Origin of the sequence: Arthrobacter sp. OV608, from assembly GCA_900110595.1 — a bacterium.
GTDB lineage: Bacteria > Actinomycetota > Actinomycetes > Actinomycetales > Micrococcaceae > Arthrobacter.
Genome location: FOEZ01000013.1, coordinates 84635 through 104135, shown reverse-complemented (window position 1 = coordinate 104135; position 19501 = coordinate 84635). Strand labels below are relative to the sequence as shown.

The window sequence follows — 19501 nt, the reverse complement described above, 5'->3', positions numbered from 1 at the left end:
CAGCGCACATAACAGAAGCGGACGACGGAGGGAGGTCCCGCCGTCGTCCGCTTCTGTTGTTCAGCGCTCACCTCAGGAAGGTCACGCGGACTCCCGGACCACCAGTTCCGTGGGGATGGTGATGGCCGCGGGACGCTTGCCGGCGATGACGTCCAGGAGCAGGCGGACCATTTCCTCGCTGATCCGCTCGAACGGCTGGCGCACGGTGGTCAGCGCCGGTGTGGCAGCCGAGGACGCGCTGATGTCATCGAAGCCCACGACGGCGACGTCCTCGGGGGTGCGCCGCCCGGCCTCATGCAGAACCTCCATGGCGCCAAGGGCCATGAGGTCGTTGGCGGCGAAGACGGCGTCGATGCCGGGTGCACGGTTGAGGAGTTCCCGCATGCCCTTGGCGCCGCTTTCCTTGCTGTAGTCGCCGTGGACGATCAGGGCTTCATCAAGGTCCGCGCCCTGGTGGTCGCGGTAGGCCTCAAGCCGGCGGATCCCGCCGGAGGTGTCCTGCGGCCCGCTGATGGTGGCGATCCGCTGCCGGCCGGCGTCCTGGAGGTAGCGCAGGACGTCCCGGGCACCTTCGTAGTCGTCGGCCGCAACGTAGCCCATCTTCTTTTCGAACCCGAGGGGGATTCCGCAGGAGATGGCGGGAATGCCCGCGGAAATGATGTTCGAGATGATCCCCTTCCGGGTGGCATGGGACGAGACCAGCAGTACGCCGTCCACATGGCCCGAGGTGAGGAATTCCGTGGCCCGGCGCTGTTCGTCATCGGTGCCCGCCAGGATCAGGACCAATGGGATGTCGTGGACTGCCAGCGCATCGGCGGCCCCGCGCAGAAGGACGGCGAAGTTGGGGTCTTCGAACAGGCGGTCATGCGTTTCGGTCAGCAGGAATGCCACGGAGTTGGCACGGTTGGTGGCCAGGTTCCGGGCATGCGGGTTGACCCGGTAGCCAGTCTTTTTGATGGCGGCGTTGACGGCCTCCAGGGCGGACGGGCTGACCCAGTGTCCGCCGTTCAGCACGCGGGAAACCGTGCCGCGTGAGACTCCGGCTTCTTTGGCCACGTCGTCGATCTTTGGCCTCGGCCGGGAGGTGGGTTGAGTCATGGTTGACAGCCTATCGAGGACTAGGCCTTGACAGCGCCGGCGGCGAGGTCGACCCGCCAGTAGCGCTGCAGGAGGAGGAACATAATGACCAGCGGGACAATCGACAGCAGGGCGCCGGCCAGGACCAGGGTGTAGAGGGCAGGTGCGGAGGCGCCCTGGTTCAGCAGCCCGTTCAGGCCCACCGTGATGGGGAACAGGTGGTCGTCGCCCAGCATGATGTACGGCAGCATGAAGTTGTTCCAGATGGCCACGAACTGGAAGAGGAAGATGGTCACCAGGCCGGGCAGCATCATGGGTGCGGCAATCCGGTTGAAGATGTACATCTCCTTGGCGCCCTCGGTGCGGGCCGCCTCGATAACATCCCCGGGCACGGAAGCGGCAGCGTAAATCCGGGCGAGGTAGATGCCGTAGGGGCTGATGATCTGCGGCAGGAGCACCGACCAGTAGGTGTTGGTCAGGCCGGCCTGGGCGAGCATCAGGTACTGGGGGATGGCCAGGATGACGCCGGGGACCAGCACGCCCATCAGCAGGACCTTGAAGATCCCTGTCTTGCCCGGGAATTCGAACTTTGCCAGGACGTAGCCGGACAGCGCCGAGACCCAGGTGGAGAGGACGGCACCCACACCGGCATAGAGCGCAGTGTTGGCCATCCAGCGCCAGAACAGGCCGTCGCGGTATTCGGTCAGGGCCACGATGTTGTCCCACAGGTGGGTGCTGGGGGCCAGCGTGAAGGTGGAGAACAGCTCAGTGCCGTCCTTGCTGGCGGCTGCCACCACCCAAATCACGGGAAACAGGCAGTAGAGCGCGCCCAGGATCAGGATTCCCGTGGACAGGTAGCTCGGTTTCTCCTGGACTGAATCAACACGCATGGAGCTGCGCTGTGACTTTCCGTTGGCGGTCCGGCGCGGGGCGAGGGTGGTCACGGTCAGTTCTCCTGTCCGAAGGCCCGCTTCTGCACAACGCGCAGGAACAGGAAGGAAATGATGAAGGTGGCGGCGGCGATCACGATGCTGGTGGCGGCTGCGGAGAACACGTCGTTCCGCGTGAACGCGTCGCGGTAGACCAGCATGAGAGGGGACCAGCTGGTGGACAGGCTGTTGGCCAGGGGGCGCAGCGTGGTGGGCTCGGCAAAGACCTGGAGCGTGGCGATCATCGAGAACAATGCCGTCATCACCAGCGACGGGGCGATGATCGGGATCTTGATCCGCAGGGCCGTCTGGATTTCAGAGCAGCCGTCCAGCTTGGCTGCCTCGTAGATCTCGCTGGGAACGGCCTTCAACGACGTATACATCACGATCATGTTGAAGCCCACGCCGCCCCAGAGGGCGATGTTGCAGATGGCGAATGTCACGAGGTTCGGGTCCAGCAGAGAGGGGAGTGCGACGCCGAACTGCCGGGCCAGGAAGTGGAAGGGGCTCACCCCGGGCAAGTACAGGAAGCCCCACAGCAGCGAGCTGATAACGGCGGGGACGGCGTAGGGAAGGAAGATGGCGGTGCGGGAGAAGCTGCCTGCCCTGGTCCGCCGGGAGTCCAGCAGGAGCGCGAACAGCAGTGCGAAGCCGAGCATCAGCGGAATCAGTATCAGGCCGTAGAGCAGCACCCGGAGCACGCTGCCCAGGAACTCGGGGTCAGTCAGGGCGCTGACGTAGTTCTCGAGGCCCGCGAACACCTGGCTTTGGGAGCCTTTGCCGAGCCCCAGGCCGCTGACCTTCTTTTTCTGGAAGCTCAGCACCAGCGTGTAGACGATCGGTGCGGCCATAAAGACCAGGAAAAGGATGATGCCGGGGGCGAGCATCGCGTAGGGGATGAGCACCCGGGATTTGAAATTCTTCGCCCGCCTGGTGGTCCCGGCGGCGGTATCTGCCGCCGGACCGGGCTTGGTCACAGTCATTGCCACGGGTGCACTTCCTTGTGTGGATTGGAGCTTGTGTGGATTCTTGAAGATGGTGCCGGTTCCGGGAGGGGCCAAGGGATGCCCCTCCCGGAACCGGAGTCTGTTACATACTTGCAGGGCTTATTTGACGGTGAAGCCGGTCTGCAACAGGTCCTCAACGGTGACCTGCTGCATGGACTTGACGGCATCGAGGAAGGCGCTTTTCTGCTTGGACTGTGCAGCCTTGGCGAACTGGTCGTTGTAGGCGTTGTAGGCCACATTGACGTTGGGCCCGTAGGTGAAGGAGCTCACGCTCTGCGCGGCGTCGCCCACTACATCGTAGAAATCGGGCTGGTTGGAGAAGAACGCGGGCGCCTCGGTCAGCGCGGACTTGGCACCCTCGGTGTCGGCCGGGTAGATGCCGGTCTCGGTGACCAGGGCCTTGACGGCTTCCGGATCAGTGTTCAGCCAGGTGGCAAACTTTGCTGCGGCGTCAAGGTTCTTGGACTGTGACGTCACGGCGGTGGAGGAACCGCCCCAGTTTCCGGTGGAGGGCTTTGCGGCATCCCACTGCGGCATGGGGGCCACCTTCCACTGGCCGGCAGTTGAACCCGCGTTGCCGGAGAGCACGCCCGGACCCCACGCTGCGCTGAGCCAGCCGACCTGCTTGCCGGTGTTCAGGGCCGTGTTCCACTCGGGGGTGTACATCGGCTTGTTGTCGATGATGCCCTCTTCCACAAGCCCGCCCCAGTACCCGGCGACCTTCTGGGTGGCTTCCTTGTCGATGCTGACGCTCCAGGCGTCCCCGTCAATACCCCACCATGAGGCTCGGGCCTGCTGGGTCATGCCCGTAAACCAGCCGGCATCGTTGGAGGAGAACGTGCCCAGGTAAGCTTCGGGATCCGCGGCGTGGACGGCCTTGGCGGCCTGCGCGTATTGATCCCAGGTAGTGGGGACGGAGAGGCCGAGCTTTTCGAAGACGTCGGCACGGTAGTAGAAGACCATGGGGCCGGTGTCCTGCGGAACCGAGTACAGTGCGTCGCCGCCCAGCGTTACATCGTTCCACACGCCTTCGGGGAAGTGGCTTTTGGTTTCGTTGGCTTCGGTGCCGGACAGGTCGGCCAGGGCATCTGCCGCAACCAGCGTGGGAATCTTCTGGTATTCGGCCTGGATCAGGTCAGGGGCGCCGCTGCCGGCCTTGACGGCGGTGAGCAGCTTGGTGACTGCGGGGTCGCCGCCGTCCTGCTTGTTCACGGTGACGTGGATGTTGGGATTCTTTTCATTCCAGACCTCCACCACCTTGTCCAGGTTGGGGGCCCAGGCCCAGTAGGTCAGTTCCACCTTTTGGTTGGGATCATTTGCTGCTGATCCGTTGTCCGAACCGGAATTCCCGGAACATCCTGCGGTAAGCATTGCGGCCGCTGCGAGCATGGCCACGGCGCCTGCACGAAATGACTTGCGCATTTCGTCCTCCTTGTCGAAAAGCTGAACGGGTTTCGCTGAATTATCACCCTCATCCGAACCTAGGCCGCATGACTGTGAGCGGTTCCAGTAATCCACATCTGTGTGAGCCATGTCAATAGGAGCACTGTTCTGGTCTTCGGGCTTTACGCTGTGATAAAACTGGGACCGCACACAGTCCTAAGGAGAATCCCCATGACAGACGTCCTTCACCGCACGGCGCCGCATGCCGCGGCGGCACCCGAGCGCCTACCTGCGCCCTGGGTCCGGCGCCCCGCCGGCCTTTGCTACGGCGGGGACTATAACCCGGAGCAGTGGCCGCGCGAGGTCTGGGTGGAGGACATCGCGCTGATGAAGGAGGCAGGGATCAACCTGGTCAGCATCGGCATCTTCTCCTGGGTGCTGCTGGAACCGCGCGAAGGCGAGTATGACTTCGAATGGCTGGACCATCTGATGGATCTCCTCCATGGTGCAAGGATCAGCGTGGACCTCGGCACACCCACGGCAGCTCCGCCCGCATGGTTCTGGAAGAAGTACCCGCAGGCCCGCCCCGTCACCCGAGAGGGGGTCACCCTCGGCAACGGATCCCGCGGAATGGCCAGCCCCAGCTCGCCCGAGTACCGCCGCGCCGCCGCCAACATCACGGAGCAGCTGGCCCGCAGGTACGCCGCGCATCCGGCGCTGGTCCTGTGGCACGTCCACAACGAGTACGGGGCACCGGTCAGCGACTCCTACGACGAGTACTCCGTGGCTGCCTTCCGCGAATGGCTCCAGGCCCGCTACGGCACACTGGACGAACTGAACCGTGCCTGGGGCACGCTGTTCTGGGGACAGAAGTACGGCGAATGGGACGAGATCGACGCGCCCCGGCTCTCCGCCAGCGTGAGCAACCAGGCCCAGCGCCTGGACTTCCACCGCTTCACCTCAGACGCCTTGCTTGATTGCTTCATCAATGAGCGGGACGTCATCCGCCGGTACACTCCGGAGATCCCCGTCACCACCAACTTCATGGCCACCAACTGCCTGGCTGCTGACTACTGGAAGTGGAGCAAGGAAGTGGACATCGTCGCCAATGACCACTACCTGGTGGCCCAGCGGACGGACAATCACATCCTGCTGGCCATGGACGCCGACCTCACCCGCTCGCTGGCGGGAAACCGGCCCTGGATGCTGATGGAACACTCCACCGGCGCCGTGAACTGGCAGGGCCGCAACATCGCCAAACGCCCCGGCGAGCTGGCGCGCAACAGCCTCTCCCACCTGGCCCGCGGCGCCGATGCGGTGATGTTCTTCCAGTTCCGGGCCTCCAGGTTCGGTGCCGAGAAGTTCCATTCCGCCATGCTTCCGCACGCCGGTACCGGTACCCGGATCTGGCGCGAGGTGCTGGACCTGGGCGATGACCTGAAGAAGCTCGCCGCCGCCAAGGGATCCACTGTGGAGTCCCGGGTGGCCATCCTTTGGGACGTGGAATCCTTCTGGGCCCAGGACCTGGAATGGCGGCCCAGCAGCGACCTCAACCACCGCGAACGCATTGAGGCGTATTACACCACCCTCTGGCAGGCAGGCATCAGCGTCGACTTCGCCCACCCCGAAGCCGACCTCTCCGGATATGGCCTGGTCCTGGCCCCGGCCCTCTACCTCGTGGGAGATAAGGCTGCGGCCAACCTCACCGACTACGTCGACGGCGGCGGCAACCTGCTGGTTTCCTACTTCTCCGGCATTGTGGACGCCAACGATACGGTCCCGGCAGGTGCGTCACCTGGAGCCCTCCGAGAGGTGCTCGGCCTGGAAATCCACGAATTCCTGCCGCTCCGAGAGAACCAGAGCGTCACGCTGGGCAGCGGTGCCGCCGGGACCGTGTGGACCGAGGAGATCCATACCGGCACCGCCACGGTCGTGAGCCACTACGTTGACGGCCCGGCAGCTTCACGGCCGGCCGTCACCCGCAACACCTTCGGCAGCGGGACTGCCTGGTACGTTTCCACCAAGCTCGACGGCGGCGACCTCGCCGCCGTGGTGCGTGACGCCGTCGAAAGTTCAGGGATTGAAACGGTGCCCCGGCCGCCGGCCGGACTCGAGGTCGCGACCCGCAGCGCCGGGGCGGACACCTTCACCTTCCTGATCAACCATGCGGAGACCGACGCCGAGTACCCGGCCACCGGCCGCGACCTCCTCAGCGGCGAAACCGTCACCGGCACCGCAGTGGTCCCCGCAGGAACCGTCTGCGTCATCCACACCGCCGGCGAAGAGGTTTAGGACATGCCCACCGCAACCGCTGACCACATCGAGATCCGGGTCGAGAGCGCCTGCCAGATCGAGGAACGGCTGAACTCGGCCGTGAAGGATCTGCAAGCCATAGCAGTCCGCACCGGGACCCACGGCATCCTGGTGACCCGCCTGGAGCCCGACCGTTTCCGGGTCTCCCTGAGCGATCAGGTGCCGTTCGGAGTGACCCGGGAAGCCACTTTCTAGGCCAATCTTTTTTGCGCCGCGCGAAAAAGCCCAGCTACCAGGCCTTCCGGTAGCTGGGCTTTCCCCTTGGGTCAGACAGTCTCGGATGCCTTTGCCGGAACCGGAGCGGCTGGCTCCTTAGGCGCCGCTGCCTCAGTGGCTGCCGGGGGAACCGGCTTCTTCTTGAAGCGGCTGGTGATGCTGGTGCCGCCGCCGGTGCGGTTCTTGTTGAAGATGTCGAAGCCTACGGCGAGCAGGAGGACCAGGCCCTTGATGAGCTGCTGGTAGTCGGTCCCGAGGCCCAGGATGGACATGCCGTTGTTCAGCACGCCCATGATGAGGCCACCGATCATCGCGCCGGCCACCGTGCCGATGCCGCCCTGGACGGCAGCGCCGCCGATGAACGCAGCGGCGATGGAGTCCAGCTCGAAGCCGGTGCCGCCGGCCGGCTGGGCCGAATTGAGCCGGGCCGTGAAGACCAGGCCTGCCAAGGCTGCCAGGACGCCCATGTTGACGAAGAGCCGGAAGGTGACGGCTTTGGTCTTGACGCCGGACAGCTCAGCGGCGTGGAGGTTCCCGCCGATGGCGTACGTGTGGCGGCCGAAGACGCTGTTGTTCATCAGGGCCGTGTAGGCGATGACCAGGACGGCCAGCACGATCAGGACGATCGGCGTGCCGCGATAGCTGGCCAGGAGGAACGTGATGATCAGCATGAGGAGGGCGATAAAGGTGGTCTTGGTGGCAAACCAGGCCATCGGTTCGTTCTCCAGATCGAACTTCCTCCGGATCCGGCGTTCTTTGAGTGCCTGCACGAGCAGGGCGACCGTGGCACCCACGCCAAGGATGACGGTCAGCCACTCCAGCACTGAATTGCCGCCGGAGATGTCCGGAAGGAAGCCGCCGCCCAGGGCCCGAAGCTCGGCGGGGAACGGGGTGATCTGCTGGTTCTTCAAGGTGATCAGGGTGAGGCCGCGGAAGATCAGCATGCCTGCCAGCGTGACGATGAACGCAGGGATGCCCACGTAGGCGATCCAGTAACCTTGCCAGGCCCCCACCAGTGCTCCCACCAGGAGGCATGCGGGGATGGCGATCCACCAGGCCCAGCCCCAATGGACGATCATTACGCCGGCAACGGCCCCGATGAATCCGGCGATCGAACCGACCGAGAGATCGATATGGCCGGCGATGATCACCATCACCATGCCAATGGCGAGGATGAGGATGTAGCTGTTCTGGACCACCAGGTTGGTGACGTTCTGGGGTTCCAGGAGGATGCCGTTGGTCAAAACCTGGAACAGCAGGACGATCAGGATCAGGGCAACGAAGATGCCAACCTGCCGGAGGCGGCTTGTGAGGAAGCCGAGTGATTCTCGTAGGGCGGACATGTCCTATTCCTTCTCTTTGGTCATGTAGTGCATGAGGGTTTCCTGGGATGCTTCGGCGATGGGAACTTCGCCCGTGATGTGGCCGGCCGAGAGGGTGTAGATCCGGTCGCAGATGCCGAGGAGTTCGGGCAGTTCGGAGGAAATGACGATCACCGCTTTACCCTCGGCCGCCAGCTTGGCAATGATGGTGTAGATCTCGAATTTCGCCCCGACGTCGATGCCCCGGGTGGGTTCGTCGAGGATCAGGACGTCCGGGTCCGAGAACATCCACTTGCTCAGCACCACTTTTTGCTGGTTTCCGCCGGACAGCTTTCCGGTGATGGCGGCCACGGACGGCGCCTTGATGTTCATGCTCTTCCGGTAGCCGTTGGCGACAATGGTTTCCTGGTTCTTGTCCACCCAGCCGCCCTTGACCAGCTTCCGCAGGGCCGCCATGGAGATGTTCCGCTTGATGTCCTCAATGAGGTTCAGGCCGTAGTGCTTCCGGTCTTCGGTGGCGTAGGCAATGCCGTTCGAGATCGCGTGGGACACGGTGGAGGTGTTGATTTCCTTGCCGTACTTGTACACCTTCCCGGACATCGCGGTTCCGTAGGTGCGCCCGAACACGCTCATGGCCAGCTCGGTCCTGCCTGCGCCCATCAGGCCTGCGAGGCCGACCACTTCACCCTTGCGGACGGACAGGCTCGCGTTGTGCACCACCATCCGGGAGTGGTCCTGGGGATGCCTGACGGACCAGTCCTCGATCCGGAGGACTTCCTCGCCGATCTGCGGGTTCCTGTCCGGGTAGAGGCTTTCCAGGTCCCGGCCCACCATCCCGCGGATAATCCGTTCCTGGGTGATCTGGCCTTCATCCAGGCGCAGGGTTTCGATGGTTTTGCCGTCGCGGATGATGGTGACGGCGTCCGCTACCTTGCGGATTTCGTTGAGCTTGTGGCTGATGATGATGCTGGTGATTCCCTGCCCCTTCAGGTGGAGGATCAGGTCCAGCAGGTGTCCCGAGTCCTCGTCGTTAAGCGCGGCAGTAGGCTCGTCCAGGATAAGGAGCTTGACTTCCTTCGAGAGGGCCTTGGCGATTTCCACCAGCTGCTGCTTGCCCACGCTGATGTGCTGGACCGGAGTCACGGGGTTTTCGTCCAGGCCCACCCGGGCCAGCAGTTTCGCCGCTTCCAGGTTTGTTTTCCGCCAGTCCACCCAGCCGTTTTTGGCCTGCTCGTTCCCGAGGTAGATGTTCTCGGCGATCGACAGGTAGGGGCTCAGGGCGAGTTCCTGGTGGATTATGACGATGCCGCGTTTCTCGCTGTCATTGATGCCGGAGAAGTTGCAGGGCTCGTTTTCGAAGAGGACCTCACCGTCGAAGGAGTTGTGCGGGTAAACGCCGGAGAGCACTTTCATGAGGGTGGACTTTCCCGCCCCGTTCTCGCCGCAGATGGCGTGCACCTCGCCACGGTTGACGTCCAGGGTGACGTCCTGGAGGGCTTTCACGCCCGGAAAGGTCTTAGTGATTCCCCGCATTTGGAGAATGGGTGTGTTCATCGTCAATTCCCACTGACTGGTTGAAAAACTTGGCCGGCCTGCGGCTGCAGGGGCCCTAAAGGAAGGGGTTGCGGCCAGGCCGGGGTGGCCTGGCCGCAACCCCCGAAGATGGTTACTTGACGTCGGCGTCTTTGTAATAGCCCGAGTCGATGAGTTCCTTCTTGTAGTTGTCCGCCGTGATGATCACGGACTTCAGCAGGAACGCCGGTACTACCTTGACCTTGTTGTTGTAGGTCTTGCTGTCGTTGACCTCCGGCTCCTGGCCCTTCAGGACGGCGTCAACCATTTTCACGGCCTGGGAACCCAGCTGGCGGGTGTCCTTGAAGATGGTGGAGTACTGCTCACCGGCGATGATGGACTTCACCGAACCCTTTTCAGCGTCCTGGCCGGTGACCACCGGCAGGTCGCCCTTGCCGTAGCCGCCCGTGCTGGTCAGCGCCGAAATGATGCCGATGGAGAGCCCGTCATAGGGGGAGAGCACGCCGTCGAGCTTGGTGCCGGAGCTGTAGGCGGCGGTCAGGATGTCCTCCATGCGCTTCTGCGCAACGGGTGCCTGCCAGCGCAGGATGGCTGCCTGCTCGAATTTGGTCTGGCCGCTGGGCACTTTGAGGGTGCCGGCATCCATGTACGGCTTCAGGGTGTCCATGGCGCCGGTCCAGAAGAAGTTGGCGTTGTTGTCATCGGGGCTGCCGGCGAAAAGCTCAACGTTGAAGGGGCCCTTGCCGTCCACCTTCTTGCCGCTGGCATCCACCAGGCCAAGCCCGGTCAGCAGCGACGTAGCCTGCTGCACGCCCACGGTGTAATTGTCGAACGTGGTGTAGTAGTCAACGTTGGGGGTGCCGTTGATCAGGCGGTCGTAAGCAATGACCTTGACGTTCTGTTCCTTCGCCTTGGCAAGGACATCGGTCAGGGTGGTGCCGTCGATGGCGGCGATGATCAGCGCCTTGGCTCCCTTGGTGAGCATGTTTTCGATCTGCGACACCTGGGTGGGAATGTCGTCGTTGGCGAACTGCAGGTCAGTCTTGTAGCCCAGTTCCTTCAAGGACTTTTCCACGTTCCCGCCATCGGCGATCCAGCGTTCGGAAGTTTGCGTGGGCATCGAGATGCCCACCAGGGAATCGCTGGGGTTAGCCGAGGCCCCGGCCCCGGCTTCAGCTGCTCCGCCCCGGGAGCCGCAACCTGTGGCACCCACAGTGACTGCGAGAGCGACTGCAACGGCGCCCAGGAGTTTCCTAATTCTCACAACTTTCTCCTTCCGCGGAGTTTGTCCGCGAAGTGGTGCTGAGCCGGTAAGCATCTGCGCTTGCCGGCAGGTAAAGCAATAAGGGGTGGGGCTTTAAAAGCCGGACCCGCGGTTCTGGACTCGGAAGGGGCGGTCTGCCCGGGCGATGCCGGTGGCACTTGCCATGCAGTCCGCTTTCAGGATGTGTTAGCGCTAACAGAAACGGTACGTCAGGGCTTATTGTGAGTCAAGTCACTGCGGCCGCGCCTGCCCGGCAGGACAGGCGCGGCCCGCTCGTGGGATCAGCGTTTGGTATCAGGATCCGGAGCAAATTGCTGCAGCGCCGGGAGGGCCCGGCCTGCAAAATCAAACATGGCCTGATTCTCCCACGCGTTGCCGCTGGCGGGGTCGGCCGGATCCCAGCCGTTGCCCGGGACGGCAGTCCATGCAGGTTCCCAGGACACCACGCCGAGTCCGCGGCCGCCCGGGGCGGACGCCACGACGTCCTGGACGGCCCGGAAGTTAGCTGCCTGCCCCTCCGGAGTTGCCGGATAGCCCGGTACAAGCTGGTCCTGGCTGCGGATGACGTTCTCCCACGGATCAACCGGATTGTCCCGGAGGGTAAACGGGTAGGAGTTCTCGACGATCACCACGTTACGGTCGTAGCGGGCGGAAAGTTCGGTGATGGTGTGCTGCAGGTCCGCCATGGAGCCGTGCCAGTAGCCGTAGTAGGACAAGCCGATCGTGTCGAACTGGACGCCCCGCTTGGTGACCTCGTCATACCACCACGTCAGGCCGCCGATGCCGTTGTTGATGTTGGTCAGGTGCAGGATGACGTCGGTCTGGGCACTGACGTCCTTGGCGGCGCGGGAGCCGGCAGCGAGGAACAGGGCCAGGTTGTCCCACTGGGCGCCCTTCACGTCGTCCGCGGGGTTGACGTCCCAGGTCTGGCCGAGGGGCCAGAGCATGCCGGGGTTGATTTCATTTCCCACCTGCACCGAGTCCGCAGTGGCGCCGGCGTTCTTCAGTGCAGTCAGCACCTCCGAGGTGTGCGCGTAGACGGCATCCGCCACTGCCTGCGGGCTGAGGCCCACCCAGGCGGCGGGCATTCCCTGGGCGCCCGGGTCTGTCCACCGGTCGCTGTAGTGGAAGTCCACCAGGATTTTCATCCCGGCCGCCTTCGCCCGCTTGGCCGTGGCCACCACTTCATCCGTGGTGTTGTAGCCGTCAGCGGGGTTCACCCACACCTTCAGCCGCACCAGGTTGGCGCCGGCGTCGGCGAATGCTTCGACGGCATCCACCTGCCGGCCGTTCGCATCAAAGTAGACCGCGCCCATGTCCTCATTTTTGGCAAGGTTGGAAAGGTCGGCGCCACGGACCGCCCGCTGGACGGACCCCGGGGTGAGGGTGACATCGTCCACCTCGGCCCAGTCGCCGGCTTTGCCGCGGGTTTCGATAATGATCTCGCAGGCACCCTTGGTCACGTAGGCGTCGGCCGAGATCTGCAGCCAGGCGCCGTCCTGCGCGGTGGACGGAAGGACGGTCTCGCCGTCCACTCCGCAGTTCTTCAAGCCGATCCGGGAAGCGCCGAGCGTCCCCTCAGCCTTGACCCGTGCTGACACCGTCCACCAGCCCTCGGCCAGGCTGCCGGTCTTCTGGCGAAGCGTCGACGTGCCGTCCGCGCCGAGGCGCTGCGTCAGTAGCTGGTTGCCGGCCTCCGCCGCCGTGGTGGTCGCGGCAGGATCGCCGGTCACCTTCCATCCACTGAGTCCTTGGGAAAAGTCTCCGTTGACGACGGCGCCACCCGGCTGGGAGGGGCCTTCGGCTATCGCCGGGCTGATGCCAGCAGGCAATGCAGCGACGGCCAGCAGCGAAGCGGCCACCACCGCTGAGGGAAGTTTTCGCTTCTGAGGGTGCTGGATCTTTGAGTGGTGCTTTTTCATGTCGTCCTCCCTGACGGTATGAATCGAAAGCAGGCTGGCCGTCATGTTTGCCAACGGGCCCAACCTGTGTGCGCTCCCAGTTCTAGCACACTGAAATTTGTGGCGATAGAGGCAGGGTGAGGATTGGGCTGGGGACTCAGGCGCAGAACACTGTTATCGCTCCCAGCTTCGCTTGCGATTTCTTTGGCTGAGAAGGGCCGGCAGGTTGGTGTCCGTCAGGTCGCGGCTAATCGCATCCGCAGCGACTCAAGGAGTAACTCAAGGCCGGTCTCGAAGGCCTTGTCGCTGCGTTCCCGGCCGTGACCAGATTCTTTGACCAGCCGGGACAGGGTGGCGGCGGATTCGGTGGGCGCCCACACCTCGTCAGGTGCGGCGAGGTCCAGGCCTGCGCCGAGCGAAAAGGAGTCGATGACGGAGATGATGGTCAGCACGTCCCCGTCAGGAAAGCCGGCGGTAACGAGCGCCGAGGCCATGCGTTCGTAGGCGCTGATCACGCCGGGATCGGTGATGGTCTTGCCAGCAATGAGCGGCACCACGAACGGATGGGCCGCGTACATTTCCCGCTGCCCGCGAACAATCAGCGAGAGCACCCTGTCCCACCCGGCATCCTCGGGCACCTCCGGGATCGACTGGGCGCCGAGCCGCGCCCGCATGAGTTCAATGATCTCGTCCCGCCCCGAAATGTGGTTGTACAGGGACGATGCCGTGACGCCCAGGCGGCGGGCGAGGGCATTAACGCCGAAACCGGCCCCTTCATCCACCAGTTCGATGGCGGCATCCGCGATGCGGTCCACCGAGAGGATCGGCGTCCTGGGCCGTGGCATGAAACTCCCTTCGTCAAAAGCCAGTCTAGGGACTCTTCCCTTTGACGCAGGTCACATGCATAATAAAACGAACGCCATTCGTTTTAGCGGGAACTGCCGGACCGGCAGCAGGCACTCCGGATGCAAGGAAGCATCCGGCGCAGTCCTAAAAACCCGCGCATCCCCCTGTTCAAAGGACTACCAATGACCCAGCCAGAACCCCAGCGGCTTCCGCTGACCACCAAACGCGCGGTCTCAACCTTCGGCATCGGCGTGGTGGGCTTCATGAGCGCCAACCTGGTCCCGTTCATGATCCTCGCCATCCAGGATTCCCTGAAGGTCGGAGCCACCGAGGCGGGAACGCTCATGACCGCCTGCCTCCTGGCCACCGCCCTCGCCTGCCTCGCGGTGACCCGCTTTACCGAAGGCCGCGGGCGCTACCTGGTGGCCCGGGCGGGACTGCTACTGACTACTGCCGGCTTCGGACTCGCCGCCCTTGACCTGGCACCCGCCGCGGTGATCACCGGGATCATTGCCGGCGGCATCGGAGCCGGCGGCGCCGTCGCCTCCGGCGGGGCCGCTCTGGCAGCATTGCGCAACCCTAACCGCGCCTCCGGCATCAGCGGACTGGCAAACCGGGCCATCGTCACCGTGGTGCTGGCCATCATTCCGGCCGTGGGCATTCGCATGGGAAGCGCCTTCGGCTTCGTGGCCGGGCTCGCCCTCGCGCTGCTTTTCACTGCCGGGTGGCTGCCCATGGCCGCGGAACCGGCGGCCCACCAGGGTGCACCACAGCCAGCACAGGAGAGTACGACGACGGCACTCGCTACCGGAGGCGCCGTCAGCACCAGGACCATCACTGTTGCCGGCTTCGCATTGCTGACAATCTTCGCCCTTTGGGCAATCGGCGAGGACTCCCTGTGGGCTATGTCCGGAGCCATCGGCGTGGCCCAGGCCGGTATGACGGAGGAACAGCTGGGTCTGGTGCTCAGCGCATCCACCGGCGGCGGCCTGCTCGCCGCCATCGCTCTGATTTTCCTCGGAACCAGGCTGGGCCGGGCACTCCCGCTGGGCATCCTGCTGGTGCTCGGCGCCGCCCTGAAGCTGACCGCCTGCCTCACTACAGACTCCACCACCTACCTCGTCACCATGATCGCCTGGAACACCGTGTACGCGGTCGCCTTTATGTACTTCATCGCCACCGCCGCGGCCCTGGACGCCAGCGGCCGCTGGTCCGGGCCTGTGCTGGGCGTGTACCTGGTGGGATCCAGCTTCGCGCCGATGTTCGGAGCCTGGATCGGGGAGGCGTTCGGCTTCCCGGCGCTGGGCTGGGTCCTGGCCGGCTTCAGCCTGGTGCTCCTGGTTCCCGCAGTCCTGATTGCCCGGCTGTCCACCCGGGTGGAGGCAGTGAACGCCGCCAAAACCTCCAACTCGCCCGATATCGCCACCATTCGAACTGCAGGAGTATAAAAGCCATGACCGAGCTGTACCGCAACGCCCGCGTCTTCACCGCCGACGAATCGGCCCCCTGGGCGGAAGCGTTCGTTGTCGACGCCGGCACGCTCACCCATGTGGGCACCAATGCCTCTGCCCGCGAGGCGGCCGGCGATACTGCAGAGGTCATCGACCTTGGCGGCCGGCTGGTGCTGCCGGGGTTCATCGACGCCCACACGCACGTGATGATGCTCGGCGAGGCGCTCGGGAAGGTGGCGTTGACGGATGCCAGGTCCCTGTCCGACATCCAGGGACGCCTGAGCGCCGCCCGCGCCGCGGACCCCGGGGCTCCGCGGGTCCTGGGCAGGGGCTGGCTGTTCGATTCCCTGCCCGGAGTCCCCACCGCGGCCATGATCGATGAAGCGGTGTCTGATGTACCCGTGTACCTCGATGCCAACGACTACCACTCCTGCTGGGTGAACCGCGCCGCCTTGAAGGAGCTCGGCATCACCCGCGACACCCCGGACCCCCTGGGCGGCCGCATCGGACGCGACAGCCAGGGCGAGCCGGACGGGATGCTGTATGAAACTGCCGCCCAGCAGTTTGTGTGGCCGTTCCTGGCGAAGGTGACGTCCGACGCTGACCGGGACGCCGCCGTCGAACGTTCCATCGAGGCCTATCTTGCCGCCGGGGTGACCGGTGCGGTGGACATGGCACTGGGCGAACTGGATCTGGCCGCTTTCCAGCGGGCGGCGGAACGGCGCGGTGGGAGGCTGCCGCTGCGCATTGTGGCGCACTGGTTCATCCACAACACCGGCGACGAGGCGGAAAACCTGGCGCAGGTGGAACGCGCCGTGCTCCTGGCGCGGGAAGTCAACACCGAATGGCTGCGGGTGGCAGGGATCAAGCTGGCGCTCGATGGCGTGATCGATGCCTGCACCGCTGCCATGAACCAGCCCTACGCCGACGGCTCCCAGGCAGGACCCATCTGGGCTCCGGAGCAGCTCACCCCGGTAGTGGCAGCAGCAGATGCGGCAGGACTCCAGGTGGCCCTGCACGCCATCGGTGACCACGCCAGCGATATAGCTTTGGATGCGCTGGAAAATGCTGCAGAGGTCAATGGCTCCCGCCGCCGGCGGCACCGCATCGAGCACCTCGAATACACCTCGCCGGAAACGCCAGCGCGGATGGCCCGGCTCGGCGTGACCGCGTCCATGCAGCCCGTCCACGCCGACCCCGCCATCTACGGCAACTGGGTGGCGATGCTGGGCGATGACCGGCCGGACCGCAGCTTCGCCTGGCCGGAATATGTGGCGGCCGGAGCCCTCCTGGCGTTCTCCACCGACGCTCCCACCGCACCCTACGATGCATTGCAGAACATGTTTGTGGCGGCCACCCGGAAATCGGCGCTGGATCCGTCGTATCCACCAAACAACCCGCATTTCGCCCGGCCCCTGGCGGAGGCGATCGGGCATGCCACGCGCGACGCCGCTGCCTCGGTGATGGAGGAGGACCGCAGGGGCCGGCTGTCGGCCGGACTCGCTGCCGACTTCGCTGTACTGGACGCAGATCCCTTCGTCCACGGAGAACAGTCGCTGCTGAACGCGCGCATACTCCGCACTGTGGTGGACGGCCGGACGGAGTACGTCGCCTGACGCAGCGCTGGGACGGAGGCGGACGACGGCGGGAGGTCCCGCCGTCGTCCTTGCTTGAGGCAGTCCGGTACCCTGTTGAAATGGTGCGAGGAATGGCCGAGTACGGCGCGGAAGGCATCCTGCTCGCCGGCGCGGGCCGGGCCCTCCTCCTGCAGCTTGCCGATCCGGCCGTTGGCCGCGGCGTTGACGAGCACAGCACCTTCGTGGGCCGCCCGGTCAACAGGCTCAAGGGCACCCTTACCTACGTCTACGCCATTGTGTACGGCACGGACGAGCAGGTGACCGAGGTCCGCCGCCGGGTGAACCGGGCCCACGTTCCGGTCCGCAAGGACGACACCGAAAAGTCCCCGGGCTACAACGCCTTCGATCCCGAGCTGCAGCTCTGGGTGGTGGCCACGCTTTACGACACAGCGATCACCATCATCGAGAAGATCTACGGCCCGCTCGACGACGAATCGGCCGATGCCATGTACCAGGACTATGCGCGGATCGGCACAGCCCTGCAGCTACCGGCCGGGATGTGGCCCGCGGACCGGGCGGCGTTCAGCCGCTACTGGGACGAACGTATCTCCACCCTGCGGGCGGAGGGCGGCGGGGTGCGCGTGGGCCGCGGGCTGCTGTTCCCGAAGCATACGGCGCTCTGGTACCGCGCCATTATGCCGTCCGCGAGGTTCCTCACCGCCGGCCTCCTCCCGGATCAGCTCCGCCAGGACTTCGGCCTGCCGTGGAGCGGCCGCCGGGAACGCCGCTTCAACCGCACCATGCGGGTCCTGGCCGTTACCTACCCCAGGCTCCCGCAGCGTATCCGGCACTGGTTCAAGGACTACTGCCTGAACAGCCTGGACGCCGACATCCGCGCCAACAGCCAGACCGGCAAGCGTCAGGGAGTTCGTGCGTAGTTCCACTCCGCTGGAGGAGCGCCTCGATGAACGGGCCCGCCGCTTCCTCGCCAGCGCCCCGGCCAGCCGCGTGCGCCCCAAGCTCACCGAATTCGTGGTCTTTGGCCTCAAGCAGGGCTGGGCCTGTATTTTCGGGGCGGCCCTCCTGGCGGTGCTGATGGCAGCACGGCTCTGGTACCCGGACGGTGCCGCGCTCGCCAGGAACGACTTCCTGACGCTGGCCGCCGTCGCCATCCAGGTCCTGATGGTCGTGTTCAAACTGGAAACGCTCCGGGAACTGCGGGTCATCATCCTGTTCCACCTGGTGGGTACGGTGATGGAACTGTTCAAGACCGACGTCGGCTCCTGGTCCTATGAGGCGGAGGGCGTCCTGCGGATCGGTGCGGTCCCGCTCTTCAGCGGGTTTATGTATGCAGCCGTGGGCTCGTACATGGTCCGCGTCTACCGGCTCTTCGATCTTCGCTTCGCCCATTACCCGCGGCGGTGGATCACGGCCATCGTGGCCGCCGCCATCTACGCGAACTTCTTCAGCCACCACTACATCTGGGATCTGCGCTGGGTGCTGCTTGCCGCCGTCGTCATCATTTTTGGCCGCTGCGTGATGCATTTCCGCGTGTTCCGGAAGCACCACAGGATGCCGCTGGTCATCGCGTTCCTGCTGGTGGCCCTGTTCATCTGGATCGCCGAGAACATCGCCACCTGGTCCGGGGCTTGGCTGTACCCCAGCCAGGTGGACGGCTGGCATCCGGTGCCGCTGGACAAGCTGGTGTCCTGGTTCCTGCTGATGATCATCTCCGTGGTGCTGGTGGCCTGGGTCTACAAGCCCCAACCGCCGGACAGTGGAGAAGGGCAGGAGGAATCCGCCGAACCGCAAGGTAAGCTTGCTTACTAATTCCTTATCTGCCGTACGGGAGGGCCCAGGAAATGGTTGCAGGCAAGAATCCGGCGGAGACCGGCGTCAGCGGTGAAGTCCAGCAGGACCGTTTTGTTGGCGGGCAGGACCTCACCAGGTGGGATACCAGGCCGGGCCGGCTCCTGGCCTCGGTGGTCAAGCGGATCAGCAGCCTTCTTGGTTCCCACGCCGCGCTGGTGCTCACCCTGGCCGTCGGGGCGGCGCTGGCTGTCACGTTGGCGTCAGTATTCGCCCAGGTGTACGAGTCTGTAGTCGAAGCGGACGGCGTGGCGGGGCTGGACCACCCGGTTCTCGATGGTGCCAAAACCCTTCGTTCCCCAACCCTGGATCTCCTGGTCACCGCATATACGGACGTGGGCGGCACCATCGGAATGCCTGTGCTGGCACTGGCGGTCATGGTCCTGCTGGCATGGCGGCGAAGGTCCTTGACGCCCGTCATCCTGATGCTCGTTGCCGGGCTCGGGTCGCTGCTGATGACCATCGCCGGCAAGGAACTGGTGGGCAGGACCCGGCCGGACCTGGCGGACGCCGTGCCGCCTTACGAATACTCGGCGTCATTTCCCAGCGGCCACTCGCTGAATTCGGTGGTCATCGCAGGAATTGTGGCGTACCTGATCATCCTGCGCCTCAAGTCTGCCCGGGCCCGCGCCCTCACCGCGGTGGCCGCGGCAGTGTTCGCCGCGACCATGGGGCTAAGCCGGGTGTACCTCGGGCACCACTGGCTCACGGACGTGCTGGGGGCCTGGGCGCTGGGCGCCGCCTGGCTGTCGCTGGTCATCACCGCCCACCGGCTCTACCTCACCACGCGCGTGCACCCGGCCTGATCAGGAA

16 protein-coding genes are annotated in these 19501 nt (G+C 64.8%); 7 read left to right on the top strand and 9 right to left on the bottom strand.

Translation table 11 applies throughout. The features are described from left to right. Nucleotides 1-81 precede the first annotated feature (81 nt). The 4 genes from BMX78_RS16510 to BMX78_RS16495 all read right to left on the bottom strand — a co-directional run bounded on the left by BMX78_RS16510 (nt 82) and on the right by BMX78_RS16495 (nt 4435). On the bottom strand, nt 82-1098 hold the full coding sequence (locus BMX78_RS16510; protein ID WP_091421586.1) for a LacI family DNA-binding transcriptional regulator: 1017 nt from the start codon (nt 1096-1098) through the stop codon (nt 82-84). 20 nt (nt 1099-1118) lie between these two features. After that, nucleotides 1119-2021 carry a carbohydrate ABC transporter permease gene (locus BMX78_RS16505; protein WP_091421584.1) on the bottom strand — a complete coding sequence of 301 codons (903 nt, stop codon included), beginning with the start codon at nt 2019-2021 and terminating at the stop codon, nt 1119-1121. A 2-nt stretch (nt 2022-2023) separates the two neighbouring features. After that, nucleotides 2024-2989 (bottom strand): carbohydrate ABC transporter permease, encoded by a 966-nt coding sequence (locus tag BMX78_RS16500; RefSeq protein ID WP_091421581.1) that lies wholly within the window; start codon nt 2987-2989, stop codon nt 2024-2026. 123 nt (nt 2990-3112) lie between these two features. After that, nucleotides 3113-4435, bottom strand: a complete 1323-nt coding sequence (locus tag BMX78_RS16495; protein ID WP_091421578.1) for an ABC transporter substrate-binding protein — start codon at nt 4433-4435, stop codon at nt 3113-3115. Nucleotides 4436-4627: 192 nt separating this feature from the next. Between BMX78_RS16495 and BMX78_RS16490 the strand changes: the two genes are divergently transcribed. Together BMX78_RS16490 and BMX78_RS16485 are read left to right on the top strand one after the other, a co-directional pair. Next, complete coding sequence (locus BMX78_RS16490) at nt 4628-6688, top strand: beta-galactosidase (RefSeq protein WP_091421576.1); 2061 nt, start codon at nt 4628-4630, stop codon at nt 6686-6688. Nucleotides 6689-6691: 3 nt separating this feature from the next. Then, on the top strand, nt 6692-6904 hold the full coding sequence (locus BMX78_RS16485) for a hypothetical protein (RefSeq protein WP_091421573.1): 213 nt from the start codon (nt 6692-6694) through the stop codon (nt 6902-6904). A 71-nt stretch (nt 6905-6975) separates the two neighbouring features. Here the strand turns inward: BMX78_RS16485 and mmsB are convergent, their stop codons facing one another. The 5 genes from mmsB to BMX78_RS16460 form a co-directional block, all read right to left on the bottom strand. Beyond that, nucleotides 6976-8268: a multiple monosaccharide ABC transporter permease gene (gene mmsB, locus BMX78_RS16480; RefSeq protein WP_091421570.1), complete on the bottom strand. Its 1293-nt coding sequence runs from the start codon at nt 8266-8268 to the stop codon at nt 6976-6978. Between the two features lie 3 nt (nt 8269-8271). Then, nucleotides 8272-9801 carry a multiple monosaccharide ABC transporter ATP-binding protein gene (gene mmsA / locus BMX78_RS16475; RefSeq protein ID WP_091421566.1) on the bottom strand — a complete coding sequence of 510 codons (1530 nt, stop codon included), beginning with the start codon at nt 9799-9801 and terminating at the stop codon, nt 8272-8274. Between the two features lie 112 nt (nt 9802-9913). Next, on the bottom strand, nt 9914-11044 hold the full coding sequence (chvE, locus tag BMX78_RS16470; RefSeq protein ID WP_353615450.1) for a multiple monosaccharide ABC transporter substrate-binding protein: 1131 nt from the start codon (nt 11042-11044) through the stop codon (nt 9914-9916). 281 nt (nt 11045-11325) lie between these two features. Then, nucleotides 11326-12966, bottom strand: a complete 1641-nt coding sequence (locus tag BMX78_RS16465) for a glycoside hydrolase family 53 protein (protein ID WP_091421678.1) — start codon at nt 12964-12966, stop codon at nt 11326-11328. Between the two features lie 215 nt (nt 12967-13181). Then, nucleotides 13182-13790 carry a TetR/AcrR family transcriptional regulator gene (locus tag BMX78_RS16460; RefSeq protein WP_091421561.1) on the bottom strand — a complete coding sequence of 203 codons (609 nt, stop codon included), beginning with the start codon at nt 13788-13790 and terminating at the stop codon, nt 13182-13184. Between the two features lie 183 nt (nt 13791-13973). On the opposite strand from BMX78_RS16460, the gene BMX78_RS16455 reads away from it, so the two are divergent. The 5 genes from BMX78_RS16455 to BMX78_RS16435 all read left to right on the top strand — a co-directional run bounded on the left by BMX78_RS16455 (nt 13974) and on the right by BMX78_RS16435 (nt 19494). Continuing rightward, on the top strand, nt 13974-15239 hold the full coding sequence (locus BMX78_RS16455) for an MFS transporter (RefSeq protein ID WP_091421559.1): 1266 nt from the start codon (nt 13974-13976) through the stop codon (nt 15237-15239). A 5-nt stretch (nt 15240-15244) separates the two neighbouring features. Then, a complete protein-coding gene (locus BMX78_RS16450) occupies nt 15245-16858 on the top strand; it encodes an amidohydrolase (RefSeq protein ID WP_091421557.1) in 1614 nt (537 codons plus the stop codon). 80 nt (nt 16859-16938) lie between these two features. Beyond that, nucleotides 16939-17757 carry an oxygenase MpaB family protein gene (locus BMX78_RS16445; protein ID WP_091421675.1) on the top strand — a complete coding sequence of 273 codons (819 nt, stop codon included), beginning with the start codon at nt 16939-16941 and terminating at the stop codon, nt 17755-17757. Next, on the top strand, nt 17750-18649 hold the full coding sequence (locus tag BMX78_RS16440; protein WP_091421555.1) for a DUF817 domain-containing protein: 900 nt from the start codon (nt 17750-17752) through the stop codon (nt 18647-18649). Before BMX78_RS16445 ends, BMX78_RS16440 begins: the two co-directional genes overlap by 8 nt. A gap of 32 nt (nt 18650-18681) precedes the next feature. Next, nucleotides 18682-19494: a phosphatase PAP2 family protein gene (locus BMX78_RS16435; RefSeq protein ID WP_091421553.1), complete on the top strand. Its 813-nt coding sequence runs from the start codon at nt 18682-18684 to the stop codon at nt 19492-19494. Nucleotides 19495-19501 lie beyond the last annotated feature (7 nt).